The sequence below is a fragment of the Paenibacillus sp. OK076 genome (assembly GCF_900110055.1).
In the GTDB taxonomy this organism is placed as follows: Bacteria; Bacillota; Bacilli; order Paenibacillales; family Paenibacillaceae; genus Paenibacillus.
In genome coordinates this window covers 1165483-1183154 of sequence record NZ_FOCH01000001.1, presented here as the reverse complement: position 1 = coordinate 1183154, position 17672 = coordinate 1165483, and the positions used below count along the sequence as shown (strand labels likewise).

General features: G+C 45.9%; 16 protein-coding genes. 2 read left to right on the top strand and 14 right to left on the bottom strand.

Annotated elements, in window-relative coordinates:
• Positions 1-95: 95 nt before the first annotated feature.
• From pnpS to BMY78_RS05445, 3 genes are all read right to left on the bottom strand, one after another.
• Positions 96-1925 (bottom strand): two-component system histidine kinase PnpS, encoded by a 1830-nt coding sequence (gene pnpS, locus BMY78_RS05455; protein ID WP_090895407.1) that lies wholly within the window; start codon positions 1923-1925, stop codon positions 96-98.
• 35 nt (positions 1926-1960) lie between these two features.
• Complete coding sequence (locus BMY78_RS05450; protein WP_090895404.1) at positions 1961-2305, bottom strand: cupin domain-containing protein; 345 nt, start codon at positions 2303-2305, stop codon at positions 1961-1963.
• Positions 2306-2579: 274 nt separating this feature from the next.
• Positions 2580-3449: an SDR family oxidoreductase gene (locus BMY78_RS05445; protein WP_090895402.1), complete on the bottom strand. Its 870-nt coding sequence runs from the start codon at positions 3447-3449 to the stop codon at positions 2580-2582.
• Between the two features lie 436 nt (positions 3450-3885).
• Between BMY78_RS05445 and BMY78_RS05440 the strand changes: the two genes are divergently transcribed.
• On the top strand, positions 3886-5445 hold the full coding sequence (locus BMY78_RS05440) for a histidine kinase N-terminal 7TM domain-containing diguanylate cyclase (protein ID WP_090895400.1): 1560 nt from the start codon (positions 3886-3888) through the stop codon (positions 5443-5445).
• A gap of 229 nt (positions 5446-5674) precedes the next feature.
• Here BMY78_RS05440 and BMY78_RS05435 read toward each other — a convergent pair whose 3' ends face one another.
• The 4 genes from BMY78_RS05435 to citZ all read right to left on the bottom strand — a co-directional run bounded on the left by BMY78_RS05435 (position 5675) and on the right by citZ (position 9752).
• Positions 5675-6100 (bottom strand): hypothetical protein, encoded by a 426-nt coding sequence (locus BMY78_RS05435; protein WP_090895398.1) that lies wholly within the window; start codon positions 6098-6100, stop codon positions 5675-5677.
• A gap of 140 nt (positions 6101-6240) precedes the next feature.
• Positions 6241-7182 carry a malate dehydrogenase gene (mdh, locus tag BMY78_RS05430; RefSeq protein ID WP_090895396.1) on the bottom strand — a complete coding sequence of 314 codons (942 nt, stop codon included), beginning with the start codon at positions 7180-7182 and terminating at the stop codon, positions 6241-6243.
• A 15-nt stretch (positions 7183-7197) separates the two neighbouring features.
• Positions 7198-8490, bottom strand: coding sequence for an NADP-dependent isocitrate dehydrogenase (gene icd, locus BMY78_RS05425; RefSeq protein WP_090895394.1), 1293 nt, complete (start codon positions 8488-8490; stop codon positions 7198-7200).
• Positions 8491-8639: 149 nt separating this feature from the next.
• Entirely contained in the window at positions 8640-9752 is a 1113-nt protein-coding gene (gene citZ, locus BMY78_RS05420; protein WP_076289785.1) for a citrate synthase, read from the bottom strand.
• Between the two features lie 487 nt (positions 9753-10239).
• Between citZ and ytvI the strand changes: the two genes are divergently transcribed.
• Positions 10240-11358, top strand: a complete 1119-nt coding sequence (gene ytvI / locus BMY78_RS05415) for a sporulation integral membrane protein YtvI (protein WP_090895393.1) — start codon at positions 10240-10242, stop codon at positions 11356-11358.
• A gap of 108 nt (positions 11359-11466) precedes the next feature.
• Here the strand turns inward: ytvI and BMY78_RS05410 are convergent, their stop codons facing one another.
• The 7 genes from BMY78_RS05410 to BMY78_RS05380 all read right to left on the bottom strand — a co-directional run bounded on the left by BMY78_RS05410 (position 11467) and on the right by BMY78_RS05380 (position 17327).
• Positions 11467-11868: an FxsA family protein gene (locus BMY78_RS05410; RefSeq protein ID WP_090895391.1), complete on the bottom strand. Its 402-nt coding sequence runs from the start codon at positions 11866-11868 to the stop codon at positions 11467-11469.
• Positions 11869-11874: 6 nt separating this feature from the next.
• The gene (locus BMY78_RS05405) at positions 11875-12381 is read right to left on the bottom strand and encodes an acyl-CoA thioesterase (RefSeq protein ID WP_090895390.1); all 507 of its coding nucleotides are present in this window, start codon (positions 12379-12381) and stop codon (positions 11875-11877) included.
• Positions 12382-12511: 130 nt separating this feature from the next.
• Positions 12512-13939, bottom strand: coding sequence for a pyruvate kinase (pyk, locus tag BMY78_RS05400; RefSeq protein WP_063568089.1), 1428 nt, complete (start codon positions 13937-13939; stop codon positions 12512-12514).
• 105 nt (positions 13940-14044) lie between these two features.
• Positions 14045-15076 carry an acetyl-CoA carboxylase carboxyltransferase subunit alpha gene (locus BMY78_RS05395; protein WP_090895388.1) on the bottom strand — a complete coding sequence of 344 codons (1032 nt, stop codon included), beginning with the start codon at positions 15074-15076 and terminating at the stop codon, positions 14045-14047.
• A complete protein-coding gene (gene accD, locus BMY78_RS05390; protein ID WP_090895386.1) occupies positions 15077-15970 on the bottom strand; it encodes an acetyl-CoA carboxylase, carboxyltransferase subunit beta in 894 nt (297 codons plus the stop codon).
• A gap of 406 nt (positions 15971-16376) precedes the next feature.
• On the bottom strand, positions 16377-16565 hold the full coding sequence (locus BMY78_RS05385) for a hypothetical protein (RefSeq protein WP_017689496.1): 189 nt from the start codon (positions 16563-16565) through the stop codon (positions 16377-16379).
• Positions 16566-16835: 270 nt separating this feature from the next.
• Positions 16836-17327, bottom strand: coding sequence for a phosphatidylglycerophosphatase A family protein (locus BMY78_RS05380; RefSeq protein ID WP_024629130.1), 492 nt, complete (start codon positions 17325-17327; stop codon positions 16836-16838).
• Positions 17328-17672: the final 345 nt, after the last annotated feature.

The following is a 17672-nucleotide window of genomic DNA, read 5'->3' as shown; positions in this document are numbered from 1 at the left end:
GGTTGTCTGTTGCCACAACACTTTCTTTATCATAGCACCTAATTGTTAACTCTGTGTAAAACAGCATATTCCTTTTACATTTCACTTCCATCGCACTAGATTTCTTCATCCTGAATTAATGGAAGGATAACACGAAACGTCGTTCCCATGCCAAGTTCACTCTCTACAGACAGTTTGCCATGATGTAATTCAACCAGATGTTTCACAATTGAAAGCCCAAGTCCAGTGCCTCCCGAATTACGGGATCTGCCCTTGTCCACCCGATAGAAGCGTTCAAAAATCCGTGGCAAATCTTTCTTCGGAATACCAATTCCTGTGTCGGATACCGCAAATACAACTTCTTCTTCGTCCTCATCATGTTCAACCGATACTTGTAATTTTACCCGTCCGCCTTCTGGCGTATAGTTAATGCCGTTGGATAACAGATTAATAAAGATCTGCTTCATTTTATCCTCATCAGCTTCAATATACAATTCTTCAGGAACGTTCATCTCCAGCCGAATTTCTTTCTTCTCCGCCACCTTGGACAAGGTGCCCAGGACCATCTCGAAGAACGAATGCACATGCACTGGTGAACATTGCAGGGGAGCCCGTTTAGACTCAATTTTGGACAACTCCAGAATATCTCCGATCAGTCGGTTCAGTCTGTCGCCTTCATCATATATAATCTGCAAGAATGAACGCTCCGTTTCTTTGTCCTGTACCCCGCCGCTGAGAAGCGTTTCGGCAAAACCTTTGACCGCAGCCACCGGTGTCTTGAGTTCATGAGATACGTTCGCTACGAACTCACTGCGCATCGATTCCAGCCTGCGGATCGCCGTTACATCCTGCAAAAGGAAGAGCATTCCCCGGTAAGCACCATCATCTTCGGACATCGGTACTCCATCAATGCGAATCAATTTTTCCACCGGATTGAACACACTCACTTCTTCATGCATCGGTTCTCGCAAAGCAACGCTCTCTTCAATCGTGCGCGTCAGCTCATAATGCCGCTTCAATTCAGTGTATGGCTTGCCAGTAACCCGCTCTGCCTGAATGCCAAGCATACGCTCTGCTTCCCGATTGACCAGCGCAATAGATTGACCTGCATCAATCATAATAATACCGCCTGTCATGTTGGCAAGCACACTTTGCAGCAGCGCTTCATTATCCCTGATCGTCTTCAATTGCATCTGAAGGCTGTCTGCCATTCCGTTAATGGCAAGTCCCAGTTGACCGATCTCATCATTACGAGTTACATCCACTCTCGCATCATAATCCAGCTTGGTGATCCGGTGAGCCACCTTCGTAATATGCTCAATAGGTGATGTCAGTCCCCGCGCAACCCGATAACTAACCAGAGCCACAATCAGGAACAGTAGGCCCAAGGTGAAAAACATCAGAATCCAGCCCTGCTGAAGACCCTGATCTACAGCTTCAAGACTCATGGATAGTCGAATGTAACCATCAAATTTTCCACTGGGCAACTCAATCATGTCACTTTGATCCGAATTCACAGGCAGCGCCACATACAGCATGTCCTGCCCCAATGTTGCACTATAACGTATCGACTGACCATAGTTTTGCCCAACCGCTTCTTTAATCTCCTGACGGTTCAAGTGGTTGTCCATTGAATTGGGATCGCTCTCCGAGTCGCCAATGACCGTTCCGTCTTTATTGATAAAGGTTACCCGTGAATCTGTCAGTCGATCCAGCTCAACAGCGCGATCTGAATAATATTTCTGTGTCTCTGCATTGGTTGGATCGGATGCATCATGGAACGGGAACGTTGCTTTCAGCAAGTTGATCTCACGCACCATCGTTTGCTCCAGTGCGTTAATGTGAGTAGTCTTAAAAACTCTGCCCATCGTATAACCCGCCACAATGACGGAAATACCGATCAGCACCATCATGATGATGGCAAGGCGAATTCGGAACGGTCTCATCTATCTCTTCCTTTGTTATAAAATTAATAATTTAACTACATGTCCATTTCTATTCGATCACCACGAGTGGTGGGCTGTGAAATGACAAGAAACTCTACGTCTGCTTCGCTCCGATTCTGCATCTGATGTGGAATCTCAGGCCCAATCTCTATTCCTTCATGGGGTTTGAGCATGAACTCTTCCCCGTTAAGTTCCATACACGCCTCCCCGCTGAGGATGAAAAAAAACTGACGACTTATTGAATGGTAATGCCGAGTTTCAGATGTTCCTGCAGGCATACGTTCATGAATAACGCTCAGTTCTTCATTTTGAACGAGATGCCAGCCATCGCACTGTCCACCCCATATATAGTGTGCCGCATTTTGTTTGCTAATCTTCATGTGACCGCCTCCGAAGCTTACTTGTTCGGTCTATATCATATCACAGATAGCATGTAGATCCTGCCATTTTTGATTAGCAGCACGTCGCGGAAGTGCTATAACTATCTCCAGGGAAGCCTATTGATAAAGTATCATGGTTGTATCAACGCCAATCCCGACTTTTGTAAAACCGGATCAAAATCATATTTATTCCGCGATATGCTCACAAAAAAAGACGTACCGACCAGTCATGCTGGAATCGATACGCCTTCATTTGCAACACATCATCAATGGATTATCCGTTTACCACTTCGCCGCCATTAACGTGCATCACCTGACCGCTCACGTAGGAAGAATCATCCGAAGCGAGATATACGTAAGCTGGAGCCAGTTCATCCGGTTGCCCTGGACGTTTCATTGGCTGAGTAGCACCAAATTCGCTCACCTTTTTCTCATCAAATGTGGATGGAATGAGCGGGGTCCAAATTGGCCCTGGAGCGACGGCATTCACACGAATTCCCTTCTCCACAACGTTCATCGACAAGGAGCGTGTAAATGAAGTGATGGCTCCTTTCGTCGATGAATAATCAATTAACGTCGGATTTCCGCGATACGCGGTAATAGAGGTTGTATTAATGATTGTGCTGCCTTTCTTGAGATGTGGCAGAGCAGCCTGTGTAATATAAAACATGCCAAAAATATTTGTGCGGAACGTACGCTCCAACTGTTCTGGAGTAATATCCTCCAGCTGCTGCTGGGGATGCTGTTCCGCTGCATTATTCACGACAATATCCAGCTTACCCAGTTGATCCACCGTCTGTTGCACAGATTTCTTGGCAAAGGCATCATCCCCAATATCACCGGGAATCAATATGCATTTGCGTCCTTCCTGTTCGACCTGACGCTTGGTCTCTTCGGCATCCTCATGCTCACTCAGGTATACAATCGCTACATCCGCACCTTCCTTCGCGTATGTAACGGCAACAGCACGTCCAATTCCGCTGTCTCCACCCGTGATCAATGCAACCTTATTCAACAACTTGCCGGCTGCTTTATATTCAGGTTTCTCAAACTCTGGTTTGGGGTGCATCTCCGATTCAATACCCGGACGCTGATCCTGATGTTGGGGAGGCATCGTCTTTTTGTTCTGTGTGTCAGTTGACATCTGGCATTTCTCCTCTCAAAATGGAATGTCTAAATCAAGTCTCATTCTGTAGGATGGCATGAACAATACAAATTATTCCCTTTTTCAACCGTCATGCTCCAAAGTCCCCGTCTGTGGCCTCGATACTTACTTACCACTCCCTTTTAGCGGTCAAACAGAAAAATTTTCAATACTAAAATGGTTATTCTTAATCATTTCTCGCAGACATGTTGTCAATTTAGATATATCCGCATCGAATTCGACCTATTTTGTCAAACATTCGAAATTTTTTTCGAAATTGAACTGTTTCACCGCCCAAATTGTATTCCTATGCTGTATGGGCTGATGTACAATGTACAGTATACATATATGTTTTAAACTACATTAATCTATTTCAATGATGCGGTCATACTGCCAAACTAAACAACTATTCTAATCTAATATGGAGACCAAACCCATGGAATCGCACATTAATTCTTATATAACACTTGTAGCAACTTCAGCCGTGCTGAATGTTTTTCTGTGTTTATATACTTATGTTAGAAGAGCAGAGATCCCCAGTTCGAAAATATTCATTCTCTATACAGCAGCTTTGTCTGTTTACACCTTCGGCTACGCGATTGAACTTGCCAGCAGTACACTGGAGCAGATGAAATTCTGGACGGTTGTAGAATACATTGGTATGCCTTTCTCCGCCTCTCTCGGGCTGATGCTCATGATGCAATACACGGGTAAAAAGTTATCCAAAAAGGCTTCTGCGGCACTCTTTGTAATCCCTTCCATTACCTTGTTCATGGTAGCAACAAATGATTTTCATCATCTTTTCTATAAAAGAGTATGGCTAAGAGAAGACAGTCCCGTCCCGCTGATGGATATTGCTATAGGGCAGTGGTACGTTGTTCATGGTGCATTCACCTTTTCCTGTCTGTTATGTGCCTGCCTTATTCTCATCGGACAATGGCGACATACCAAAAAGATGTATCGTCGTCAGCTGCTCACCCTAATCACTTCACAGATTATTCCCATGGTAGCGGCCTTTCTGTATTTGCTTGGTCTCACCCCAGGTGGAATGGACCCCGTTCCGGTTCTCATGTGCGTTACATCCGCTATGTATATATGGGCTATTCTATCCTCCCGTCTGCTAACCATCGTACCTATTGCCAAGGATAGTATCTTTGAGAGTATGCGTGAAGGCGTTATCGTGCTGGATAGTTCCAATCGTCTCGTCGACTATAACCAATCTCTGCGTGATATGCTGCCAGAGCTTAATTTCAACATGGTGGGTCAACATCTGAACGATATATGGCTGTCGCTTGCTGGCGAGACCTTTCCAGTGGAATACGGCCGAGAAGGTCTGCAAACCGATCTGTACTGGCAATTGAACGGAGAGACCGTCTGTTATCAGGTCAGAACCTCTTATGTCTATAACAAAGAAGGACAAGCCGTTGGCACTCTAATTATGCTGATTGATATTACAGAGCAACGTTTCCTCCAAGAACAGTTAAAGCAACTGGCTTACTTCGATGGTCTCACTAAAATATATAACCGTACGCAGTTCCTGCTCAGAGGTCGAGAGATACTGAGTGAAGCCCAGCTTAATCTGCAACCTGCGGCCTTTATATTATTTGATATTGATCATTTCAAACGAATTAATGACACCTATGGACATGACGTTGGGGATCAGGCTATCATTCATGTGGTCTCCGTATGTAATCGTTATTTGAACTCAGAGATGTTGTTTGCACGGTATGGAGGAGAGGAGTTTGTGATCGCGGTTCCCAATGCCTCCCTCCAAGATGGTGAGCAGCTCGCCGAGAAGTTACGTGTGGCTTTGTTGAATGACCCGCTGGAGGTACAGGGTACTCGTATTCCTCTCACTTCAAGCTTCGGAGTGGCACAATATAATGGAGGATCCGATTCTCTGGAATCCTTGCTGCGCGATGCCGATACGGCACTATATGAGTCCAAGCGTAATGGTCGTAACACCGTATTTACCCACGCTGTCAGCCTAAGTTAACAGAATGTAATGTATAACGAAGTGCGCCCATATATGCCGTTAGTTCAACACCACACACCTTGCTTCTTGTCAGACATTATGCCAAAACCGTGCGAACAAAAATAGACAGCCTCTGGGCTGTCTATTTCACTACCGTTCAAGACCTTACTTACTTATCCAGCTTGTCCCATACGTTTGAAGTGCAAACGCTTTAAGTTAAGCTGGCCATAAAACTTGTTCGCAGCTGTTATTAGATTACCTGGTTGTTCACCATCAGATATACCATAATGAGCAGGAATACAGCCAGCAATGTGCTGAACGTACGAATCTTGCTCTGCTCTGCACTGACGTCACGATTGCTTTTCACAGCCTCTGATGCCAAACGTAACGGTTTACCCATAATGCCACCAATTGCTGCGATAGCCAGCAACAGTACCACTACTACGCCCATCCACAGGTAGGAATACTCACCCTTGGTCATCAAATAACCACCCGTAAGAAGCTGAATCACAAGTCCGTACTGTGCGATACGGTTCAACGAACGGAGCGATGCAAATGCTCCCTCTTGAGCGGCAGCACTCAAGGTGCGGATTTTGCCAACTACGAATGGCAAGATCAGATAGAAGCCCATCGCCAGTGCTCCAATAATATGGAGCAAATACATAATCATTGTCAAAATGTCCATCCTCCTCAGAAATTTCAATCAGTGTGCTATACATCACATCTCATTATACTGGGGAACTTATCCAAAGAAAAGAAAACCTCCGGATGATCCGAAGGTTTTCTGTCTGTTCCTGTCAAAAAGTTTTCAAACTTTTACAGGTTCACTACTGAAATGACGTTACGAACCGAATCCGCAGATTTGTCGAGTCCTGCTTTTTCCTCAGCAGTCAGTTCCAGTTCAAATATTTTTTCAATTCCGTTACCACCCAAAATGGTTGGCACACCAAGGAACAAGTCATTGTAGCCATATTCCCCTTCAAGGTAAGCAATAACCGGAATGATTCGTTTTTTGTCTTTCAAAATGGCTTCGGTCATTTGCACCAATGAAGCTGCTGGTGCATAATATGCGCTGCCGTTACCGAGCAGGTTCACGATCTCACCGCCGCCAACACGTGTGCGTTGTACGATGGCTTCAATGCGCTCTGCCGGGATGAGGGTATCGATTGGAATACCGCCAACGCTGGAATAACGAACGAGTGGTACCATATCGTCTCCGTGACCGCCAAGAACGAATCCACGGACGTCTTCAACCGATACATTCAGCTCTTGTGCAATGAATGTACAATAACGTGCAGTATCCAGTACACCGGACTGACCGATTACGCGGTTTTTAGGAAAACCAAGCGTCTGATAAGCTGCATATGTCATTGCATCTACCGGGTTGCTTAGAATAATGACGATGGAATCAGGGCAATATTTTTTCACATTTTCACAAACAGACTTTACGATCCCTGCATTCGTGTTGACCAGATCATCACGGCTCATACCCGGTTTACGGGCAATACCTGCCGTAATAATAACAATCTCCGAACCTGCAGTATCCTCGTAGTTGGAAGTACCAACGATATTGCTATCGAAGCCCTGAACAGGACTAGCTTCCCACATGTCGAGCGCTTTACCTTTAGTCGGGTTTTCCAATTGTGGAATATCAACCAGAATAACATCCCCGAGTTCTTTTTGGGCAAGCATCAAAGCCGTTGTAGCTCCGGTAAATCCGGCGCCGACTACTGTGATTTTTTTGCGCTGAATAGTCACGATTCACATCTCCCCTTACAGGTTTTTAATGATTTGATCAGCAAATTCAGAACATTTCACTTCAGTAGCGCCGTCCATTAGACGTGCAAAGTCATAAGTTACTGTTTTATTGTTGATGGATGTTTCCATCCCTTTGTAGATCAGGTTAGCCGCTTCTTGCCAGCCCAAGTGCTCAAGCAACATAACGCCAGACAGAATAACGGAACCAGGGTTCACGACATCTTTGTCAGCATATTTAGGCGCAGTACCGTGAGTAGCTTCAAAGATAGCATGTCCTGTTACATAGTTGATGTTCGCTCCTGGAGCGATACCAATTCCACCAACTTGTGCAGCCAGTGCATCGGACAGATAGTCACCGTTCAGGTTCAACGTTGCGATTACATCGAATTCGCCTGGACGAGTCAGTACTTGTTGCAGAGCGATATCGGCAATAGCATCTTTCACAATGATTTTGCCAGCATCTTCAGCTGCTTTTTGAGCTGCATTAGCTGCATCCGTACCGTCTTTTTCTTTAATAATATCGTATTGTGCCCAAGTGAACACTTTATCAGCGAACTCTTCTTCAGCAACTTCATAACCCCAGTTTTTGAAGGCACCTTCAGTAAATTTCATGATATTGCCTTTGTGTACCAAAGTAACGCTCTTACGGTTGTGATCGATGGCATATTGTACTGCTGCACGTACCAAACGTTTGGAACCTTCAGAGGAAACTGGCTTGATACCGATACCGGAAGTTTCAGGGAAACGGATTTTGTTTACGCCCATTTCCTGTTGCAGGAACTGGATTACTTTTTTCACTTCTTCGGAACCTTCTGCATACTCGATACCCGCATAGATATCTTCCGTATTCTCACGGAAAATGACCATGTCTACCAGCTCAGGACGTTTAACCGGAGAAGGTACACCATCGAAGTAGCGAACAGGACGCAAGCAAGTGTACAGATCCAGTTCTTGACGCAGGGCTACGTTCAGGGAACGAATACCGCCGCCGATTGGCGTAGTCAATGGTCCTTTGATCGCTACGATATACTCACGGATGGCTTCCAGTGTATCATTCGGCAACCACTCACCGTATGTATCGAATGCTTTTTGTCCAGCAAACACTTCATACCATGCGATTTTTTTGTTGCCGTCATATGCTTTTTCAACAGCTGCATCCAATACACGTTTGGAAGCTTTCCAGATGTCACGGCCTGTACCGTCACCTTCAATAAATGGAATGATCGGGTTATTAGGTACTTGCAGTGTACCGTTATCAATTTGAATTTTTTCGCCTTCAGTTGGGTGAGCAAATTTTTCTAATTTCATTCGTATAATTCCTCCTTGGGTTTCGTAGATGCAGTATGATAACACACCGCTTGTCTTATTGGAGGAAGGGTTATGAACGTGCTGCTAGTATTAGCCAACAGGTTACACCCCTTCACCCCGTCCTTGTTATTATACTGGTTTTGATGCCATTAGCGAAGTTCAATTGAAACGTACTTCTGATCTGTTGGGCCTGTGTACTCGGCACGCGGACGAATAATACGGTTATCCGCAAGCTGTTCCAGAATATGAGCAGTCCAACCTGATACCCGGCTAATCGCAAAGATCGGTGTAAACAGTACCTCTTCAATACCCAATTGGGTATATACAGAAGCGGAATAGAAATCTACATTTGGCTTCAGACCTTTTTGTCCTGTCACCAGTTCCTCAATCTTCACTGACATTTCATACAGGCGTGTATCGTTGTTCATTTCGCCCAGTTCCTTGGACATCTTTTGCAGATGTTTCGCACGTGGATCTCCATTTTTGTAGACACGGTGTCCAAAGCCCATAATCTTCTCACGGTTGTTCAATTTCTCTTGAATAGCCGCTTCCAGACGATCAGGTGTACCAATCTCATTCAGCATTTTCATAACGGCTTCGTTCGCACCGCCATGCAGTGGTCCCTTCAATGCGCCAATCGCAGAAGTTACTCCCGAATAGATGTCAGACAACGTAGCTACGGTTACACGTGCTGCAAATGTAGAAGCGTTCAACTCATGATCCGCATGCAGGACAAGCGCCTGATCAAGAGCTTTAACAGCGGTCTCGGCTGGTTGTTCTCCAGTCATCATATATAAAAAGTTTTCTGCGATGGAAGCGCCTTCTTTTGGAGCCACAGGTTCCTTGCCCTGACGGATACGGGCTATGGCTGCCACAATGGTTGGCAACTGCGCTTGCAGCTTAACCGCTTTGTTCTCATTCGCTTCCGCTGTCATCTCGTCAGCCTGCTCATCGTACAGAGCCAGTGCGGATACCGCGGAACGCAGTGCTGCCATGGTACTCATGTTTTTCGGATACAATTGGATTTGTGCAATCAACTCGCTCGGAATCGGCGCGTAATCGCTCAGGCTTTTGCGAAGGGATTTCAGTTCATCCGTAGTTGGCAATTTACCAAACCACAGCAAATACGCAACTTCTTCAAAGCTTGCATGTTCTGCCAGATCGTCAATATCGTATCCACGGTATGTAAGCACACCGTCTACAATGGAGCTGATCGAAGAGGTTGTTGCAACGATGCCTTCCAGACCTTTGGTAGCTGTCATATTACATCTCTCCTTTAATAAACGAAATCAAGAACCCATCCAGAGTGTCATCTACGTGCTTAAAACGCACTCGTCCTTCTTTTGTAACCATTTACATTTTAAAATTAATAAATACCTCAATATCCGGTTTTCATATCTGTCAATCGGTATTTCCTTCTCTCATCATACTGGATTTTGTCGTTTATGTGAACATGATGCGAGGTCATCCGCACATCAAACTTCTTTATCAGACTGATAAAGCATTTTTGAAAACCTTTACAAAAACAAGGTTGACATTTTATTCTTTTTATATAAATCCATGCTATTAATCAAGTTTTTATTGCTATATTTTGTGAATATGAGGCATACTCTAGGCAAAAGAAAAGATATCATTCGACGACATCCTAGCGTTTCAAATCAGTGTATTTGCTCTATATTAACTAGATAGCTTCCTGTGTTTCCTTCATGGTTTATAGGTAGCTTGAAATGGAATAAGGAGAGTTGATGCTTGGATAGAATCATAATAAAACGTCTGCTGCGCGGCTTATGGGTGATTATCGCGACCATACTCATTGCTGTTGCCATATACCTGCTGTTCCCGCTGTTATATCCTTTTGCCATTGCCTGGGTTATCGCCTATACGATGAATCCTCTGGTAAAGTTGCTTCAATACAAGGCACGCTTTCCTCGCTGGCTGGCTGTAACCTTATCACTAATCATTTATTTCGGGGCCATTGTTGTCGTATTGTCCGCTGCGGTAACCCGTATGGTAAAGGAAGTCATTTCACTAACGACGAGCTTCGACCTTCATGTCGATGAGATTAAGGCTACGTTCGTCCGCTGGACCCAGAATGACACGATTCAGAGTTTAATTGGACAGATTAATGAATTTTACAAGGAAAATCCCAACTATCAGGAGACGATTAACAGCAATATTAGCAAAACAACCGAAACGGTAGGTACAGCAGTAACGGATCTGGTCACCGGATTTTTCAACATGATCCTGAATCTGCTCACTTCTCTACCCAACATGGGAGCCGTATTAATCGTGGTTTTGCTCTCCGCTTTTTTTATCAGCAAAAGCTGGAACAGACACAGCATTACTGTATCAGGCTGGGTACCTTCATCCATTCGCAAACCGATTACCGACATATGGAATGATCTCAAAAAAGCACTGTTCGGTTATGCACGAGCCCAGTTGATTATGATCTCCATCACCGCATTATTTGTCATGATTGGATTGCTTGTGCTCCAGGTTAAATCTGCCTTCACGATTGCTTTGCTCATCGGTCTAGTAGATCTGCTCCCTTATCTCGGCGTTGGCCTCGTGATGGTTCCTTGGGCAGCGTACCTGCTTATGAACGGAGAACTGTACCTGGGGATCGGCATCAGTATTGTATATCTGATTGTGCTGATTGCTCGCCAAATCATTGAACCCAAAGTGCTTGCCAGCAGTGTCGGCTTGGACCCTCTCGCCACACTGGTTGGCATGTTTGTGGGATTGAAATTGTTTGGTGTACTCGGTTTGATCATTGGCCCTGTCAGCCTCGTTATCCTTGATGCATTCAATCGAGCGAACGTGTTCCGTGATCTCCGGACATATATTATTAACGGACGCGTCCGATAAAATCATGACTTCTGTTCTCTGTCATGCGCATATAAACAAGTTAAAAAGGCACCGCTCATCAGACTGAATCTGGTGGAGGTGCCTTTCTTTAACTGATGCTGGTATATCCTATTGTTTCGGGCCACGATAAAACTTAATACTTCCATTTCTCATTTTCTTCTCCAGCCAGCCCAGGAAGAATAGACGGTACACTGAACGTGTTACTGGAAACAACAGTGTAAATCCGATCAGATCTGTAATAAATCCCGGAATCAGCAGGAGGAAACCACCGACAAAAATAAAAAGTCCATCTACCATTTTCCTTCCGGGCACTTTACCGCGCTCCATCTCGGATTTGGCATCGATAAGTACTTTTCGTCCTTCAAACTGCAACATGGCTATACCGATCAAGGACGTGAGAATCATGAGAAGCAAAGTCTTTCCGGCTCCAATCCAGTCACTCATAAGAATGAAACCAAACAGTTCAATCACCGGAATGATTAATAGCAGGGCCCACATCCATCTTCGCATTACGTATTACCCCTTTCCTGAAAGCCACACTTTCTCAAGCGCGCTGTAGAGCTCAGAAGCTGCCTTATCCAGCCTGACTGGCTTCCAGTCCCCATTGACCCATACATGCTGGGTAGAGCCTGTAACCAATCGTTCACCAGGAAGGGACTCCTCAGATAACCATACTCGTTGCCCGTCGCCTATCTGCTCATTAAGGTCTGGAGTCATGCGCCTTATGTCATACTCATAGTTCAGTCGCAGACCACTAAACGCAGCAATACGGGTGAAAATGATGATGTCATCATCATACCGGGCAGGTTTATGATATTTCACATCCAGTCCGGTTACCGGAAGCAGTAACCCCTGTTCCTCCATTTTACGATATGTATACCCCATTTGGCGAATCATCTCGGTTCGACCGATTTCAAACCAATTTAAATAGTTGGCGTGATAGACCACACCCATCTGATCACTTTCCTGATAACGCACGCGAAGGCGTGCCGTGTACCAACTGCCATTGCTTTGTTGCTGCATGTTACCGGCCTCCTTCGATATACCCATTCTTACGTATCCAGCGGCGCTAAAGTGCCATAAAGATGGAAAAAAAGCAACGGGACACAAACGCCCCATTGCTTCATTCCTGTTGCTTCTCGTCCAAACACAATTATGCGTTGTTTGGAATTTGGCTTACTTTGATCAGGTTCGTGGAACCGGAACGACCCAGAGGTACACCCGCTGTAATAACAACAAGGTCTCCTTCTTTTACAAGTCCGGATTTCACGCCGCCTTCAATTGCATTTTCAAACAAAGCGTCAGTGGAATCAACAAGTCTTCCTTTGACTGGTGTTACACCCCAAGCCAGCGCAAGACGACGGGAAGTTCTGTCTTCCGTTGTCACCGCGATGATTGGAGATTCTGGACGATATTTAGAAATCATACGTGCTGTATGACCGGATTCAGTCGAAGTAATGATCGCTTTAGCGTTCAGATCTTGAGCTGACAGGGCAACAGATTGGCTGATTGCTTCAGTAACTGTTGTTTGTTGAGCAACACGTTGTTTCAGATACAGCTCTTGGTAAGGCAGAGCGGATTCTGCTTTTTCGGCAATACGGGACATTGTCAGAACGGATTCAACTGGGTATTTACCCGCAGCTGTCTCACCAGACAACATGATTGCATCTGTACCGTCGAAGATCGCATTAGCCACGTCACTTGCTTCCGCACGTGTTGGACGCGGGTTGCGCTGCATGGAATCCAGCATTTGTGTAGCTGTGATAACCGGTTTGCCTGCAACGTTACATTTTTCGATCATGCGTTTTTGTACCAATGGTACTTCTTCCGCAGGAATCTCTACACCCAGGTCTCCACGAGCAACCATCAGGCCGTCGGACACTTCAAGGATTTCATCGAGGTTGTCCACACCTTGTTGGTTCTCAATTTTGGAGATGATTTGGATATGTCCAGCATTGTGTTTTTCAAGCAATTCACGAATCTCAAGCACGTCGCTTGCTTTACGAACAAAAGAAGCCGCGATGAAATCGACACCTTGTTCGATACCAAATACGATATCGTTGGCATCTTTTTCAGTGATACCCGGCAGAGAAATGGCAACGCCCGGAACGTTAACACCTTTTTTGCTTTTGATCGTACCGCCGTTAACGATACGGCATTTGATCTCGGTGCCTTGCACTTCCACCACAGTCAGTCCGATCAGACCGTCGTCGATCAGAATTGTAGATCCCGGTTCAACATCACTCGGAAGATCTGCATACGTAATGGAGAGACGTTCTTTGGTGCCCAGAATTTCTTCTGTTGTCAAAGTGATGTACTCGTCTTGAACCAATTCGATTGGCTCCACTTCGAGTTTACCTGTCCGAATTTCCGGTCCTTTGGTGTCCAGCAAGATCGCTACTGTCTTGTTCAGCTCTTCGCATGCTTGGCGAATTGCTGTGATCCGTCCGCCGTGCTCATCGAAATCACCGTGGGAGAAGTTCAAACGGGCCACATTCATACCGGCCATAATCAATTTTTTGGTATTCTCCAATGATTCACTGGATGGACCAATCGTACATACAATCTTTGTTTTGCGCATTTTGGGTTTCCTCCGATTTTAAAGGTCTATCTTTTTATCTCTTTTTCTTTTTCCAACTATTAAATTTACTATACTTTGGGTCATTTGTATAGGAAATTCGTCACATCATTCAGCATTTCCCGACAAATTACCCGCTGTATCGACTCCAACAGGCACCTGAGGGACTTGTATCTGCACTTCAGGTTCAAACGTGACTGATCCAATTTTACGGAATTTCTCATATCGATCCTGTTTCAATTGGTCACCAGTCCAGCCTTTCATCTCGTCCAGATGACGAACCAAGGCCTCGCTGATCGCAGCCGCAGATTCTTCATAATCCCGATGAGCGCCGCCGCGTGGCTCAGGGATTATTTCTTCAATGACCTCCATCTCCAGAAGGTCTTTGGCCGTTATTTTCATCGCTTCGGCCGCCTGATCTGCCTTGGATGCATCTTTCCAGAGAATCGATGCAGCTCCGTTCGGAGAGATCGCAGAGTAAATCGCATGCTCCAGCATCAACACACGATTACCCACTGCCATAGCGAGGGCCCCGCCGCTTCCGCCCTCGCCGATGACCACTACAATAACAGGCACCGAGAGCTTCGCCATTTCCAGCAGGTTACGGGCAATAGCTTCCGATTGACCTCTCTCTTCAGCAGTATTACCCGGATACGCCCCTTTAGTATCAACGAATGTAATAATTGGACGACCAAATTTGTTCGCTTGTTTCATCAAACGCAGCCCTTTTCGAAATCCTTCCGGATGTGCGCTCCCAAAAAAGCGGGCGATATTATCCTTCGTATCTTTCCCCCGCTGTTGGCCGATGACCGTTACTGTTTTTCCGTTCAGCTTCGCTAGTCCGCCAACAACCGCCAGATCGTCTCCGAACATGCGGTCGCCGTGCAACTCCATGAAATCGGTAAATATCAATTGAATCAGATCCAGCGCTGTCGGACGCTGCTGATGCCGCGCCAGATGCATTTTCTGTGCAGCCGTTATGCCGGAATAAATCTCTTCTTCAAGTCTATGATAACGTTCTTCCAGGCGGGCAATTTCGTCAGTGAAGTCGATGCCTTTTTCCTGTCCAAACTGTACGAGCTCTTCGATCTTTTTGCGCATCTCAACCAGAGGCGCTTCATATGGCAACTCACCCGCCATTTAGACCCCTCCTTTTTCACTATGCATGTCTAGAAGCTTGCCAAGGGTGGCTCGAAGTTCTTTGCGATGGACCACCATGTCCAGCTGGCCGTGCTGCAAATTAAATTCTGCCGTTTGGAAATCATCAGGCAGTTTCTGACGGATCGTCTGCTCAATAACGATTCGGCCGGCAAAGCCAAATACAGCTCCGGGCTCGGCAATAATGATATCACCAAGACTCGCAAAACTGGCTGAAACTCCACCTGTCGTCGGATCCGTGATGACCGAAATATACAACCCGCCCTGTTCATCTAAACGGGACAAAGCCGCGCTTGTTTTCGCCATTTGCATAAGGCTAAGAATACTCTCTTGCATCCGGGCACCCCCAGATGTCGAGAAAATAATCAAAGGCAAACGTTTCTCTGTGGCATGTTCAATCGCACGGGTAATTTTCTCTCCGACAACCGAACCCATACTGCCTGTAAAGAAGTCGAAGCTCATGACAGCAACAACCACAGGCAAACCTTCTATGGTTCCCTCACCTGTAATAACAGCTTCCTTCAGTCCTGACTTCAGGCGCTGCTGCTCCAGTTTGTTGCTATATCCAGGGAAGTCAAGCGGATTAACCGATACCATATCAGCGTCATACTCCACAAACCCTTGCTCATCTAGAACCATGGCAATACGTTCCATTGCGTTCAAACGCATATGGTAGCCGCAAGCCGGACATACTTTCAGGTTTTTTTCCAATTCCTTGCTATATTGAATCGTGCCGCATTTGCTGCACTTGTTCATAAGCCCTTCAGGTATTTCCCGTTTTGGACGTTCTCCAGCTTCCTGACCTTCGCCACGAAGCGCACGCTCGGAAGGTATGGTGGCGTACTTCCGTTTTTTCTGGAATATATCTTTGAACACAACTACACCTCTCCAGCCGTTGATTTGATGGCCGCAACCTGCAGTCCGTTGCATATAGCAACTTCATCCGCGCGCTGCGGTAAACCGCTTACGACCCATACGCTGCCATGGGCCTTGTCCAGCATTCACAACAAAAAAATCCGCCGGTATAAGGCAAGGATCAGCGGCTTATGTCAGCACGATTGATGTTACCTGCAATAACCGAAAGATTGTTGCGCCGATGTTTGAATCTGTCTTGGTAGGGTCTCTGGGAGCAATCTGGTCAGTCCTTGTCCTAACAAAAAAAGAAGGAAGGACAGCAGCATACAATACATGCAAGTCGATTCCTCTTTCCGCTTACGCGGTCAGTCCCTTATGTACCATTGGTACTTCTTCATCTGCCAAGGCACGTCTGATATCGAATGAATCAGGAATGCAGAATCGAATTCAGCACTTCCTGAACCTCTTCCAATTCCCCTGAAGGGACGCGAATCTCAAATTGCTGCTTGGATAAACTGATGGGACGGGTCTGTACCAGAAATCCTTCTTCCGAAAGCTTGGTCTTGATCTTGTCCGCAACCTTTGCTGTCGGTGCAATGTAAATCACCGTCCACATGCCATGTCCGCCCCCTAAGCTAATGTTCAGAGCCCGTATATTGGACTAATGATAACATACCTCACTTTTTTTCTGCAAGGAAGGGTTCGGGACCTTTGGGGAGAAAACGAGATCTAGAGGGACATTTGTCCCGCGAGGATAACCGATATGGTTGATGCAATGATCCTAGGACTTTCCTTCTCGAAAAAGGAATTCCAGGCCCCTCAGGGCAGCAATAGCCGCCCTGGATGACCTTCCAGTCAACAAACAAAAGATAACAAATGAAGGAAATCAGATATCCGATGGATATTTCTTGGCTTTAATATTTTTGTGAGCAATTCGGGCAGAAGCAGCGGCGGCGAGCCCGGCAACCAGGTCGTCCAGAAAAACATGTATAGCTGGTCCTGCTTCGTTCAGATCATGAATGACGCCAATCTTTTCTTTATCCAGATAACCAAAACTGGTTAAACCGATCATACCATACACATGGGTAATGCCAAGAGCAAGAGTCTCGTCCACTCCATACAGGGATTCATCCGCCTCCATAATCGCCTGCAAAGGTTGCGGCAAAAGGCGTTTCTCAGCAAGCTCGTCAAGGGCTATACCTGTGTACAGCGTATATTGCACCTCACGTTTCTGCAGTACTGATTTTACACTCGTGACACAGTCATCCATAGTCAGTTCCGGGTGGTACCCTTTTTGCAGACGATATACAATTTCCGCGATTGCATCAATCTGTACACCCCGCCGGGCCAGCATGGCTTCTACGATTTCATATGACATATCTCGACCTCCCGCATCGCTCCCCCGAGGACCCCCAGGTCCTTCGGTGTTCTCAAGTGTATGCGGCAAACTCGCAAAATGTTCATAAAAAATGCGGAATGCACATTCGCTTTGGCAGTCTGCTTATCCCATAAATTATGTAAAAGATTCACATATTACATGGTTGCGTGCGTTGAATATCTCCTCCGCCAGCATACCTGATGGAATCGGTAATATAAATACAAAAACCTGCTCGGCCGTTGGCCGAACAGGTTTCATCATTGGGAATACGAGGGGTGTCCCAAAGTCATGAGCATGGCCTGAGACACCTTTTTAGCATTATTCGATTTGGACCTACGAATCCAG

Excerpts from the sequence above, each read along its gene's own strand:
- BMY78_RS05395 (WP_090895388.1), bottom strand. The coding sequence starts at position 15,076 with ATGGCGGGTGAGTTGCCATATGAAGCGCCTCTGGTTGAGATGCGCAAA.
- BMY78_RS05405 (WP_090895390.1), bottom strand. The coding sequence starts at position 12,381 with ATGCAGCAACAAAGCAATGGCAGTTGGTACACGGCACGCCTTCGCGTG.
- pyk (WP_063568089.1), bottom strand. The coding sequence starts at position 13,939 with ATGCGCAAAACAAAGATTGTATGTACGATTGGTCCATCCAGTGAATCA.
- icd (WP_090895394.1), bottom strand. The coding sequence starts at position 8,490 with ATGAAATTAGAAAAATTTGCTCACCCAACTGAAGGCGAAAAAATTCAA.
- BMY78_RS05410 (WP_090895391.1), bottom strand. The coding sequence starts at position 11,868 with ATGCGAAGATGGATGTGGGCCCTGCTATTAATCATTCCGGTGATTGAA.
- BMY78_RS05380 (WP_024629130.1), bottom strand. The coding sequence starts at position 17,327 with ATGTCATATGAAATCGTAGAAGCCATGCTGGCCCGGCGGGGTGTACAG.
- pnpS (WP_090895407.1), bottom strand. The coding sequence starts at position 1,925 with ATGAGACCGTTCCGAATTCGCCTTGCCATCATCATGATGGTGCTGATC.
- BMY78_RS05445 (WP_090895402.1), bottom strand. The coding sequence starts at position 3,449 with ATGTCAACTGACACACAGAACAAAAAGACGATGCCTCCCCAACATCAG.
- citZ (WP_076289785.1), bottom strand. The coding sequence starts at position 9,752 with ATGACAGCTACCAAAGGTCTGGAAGGCATCGTTGCAACAACCTCTTCG.
- BMY78_RS05440 (WP_090895400.1), top strand. The coding sequence starts at position 3,886 with ATGGAATCGCACATTAATTCTTATATAACACTTGTAGCAACTTCAGCC.
- BMY78_RS05450 (WP_090895404.1), bottom strand. The coding sequence starts at position 2,305 with ATGAAGATTAGCAAACAAAATGCGGCACACTATATATGGGGTGGACAG.
- BMY78_RS05385 (WP_017689496.1), bottom strand. The coding sequence starts at position 16,565 with ATGTGGACGGTGATTTACATTGCACCGACAGCAAAGGTTGCGGACAAG.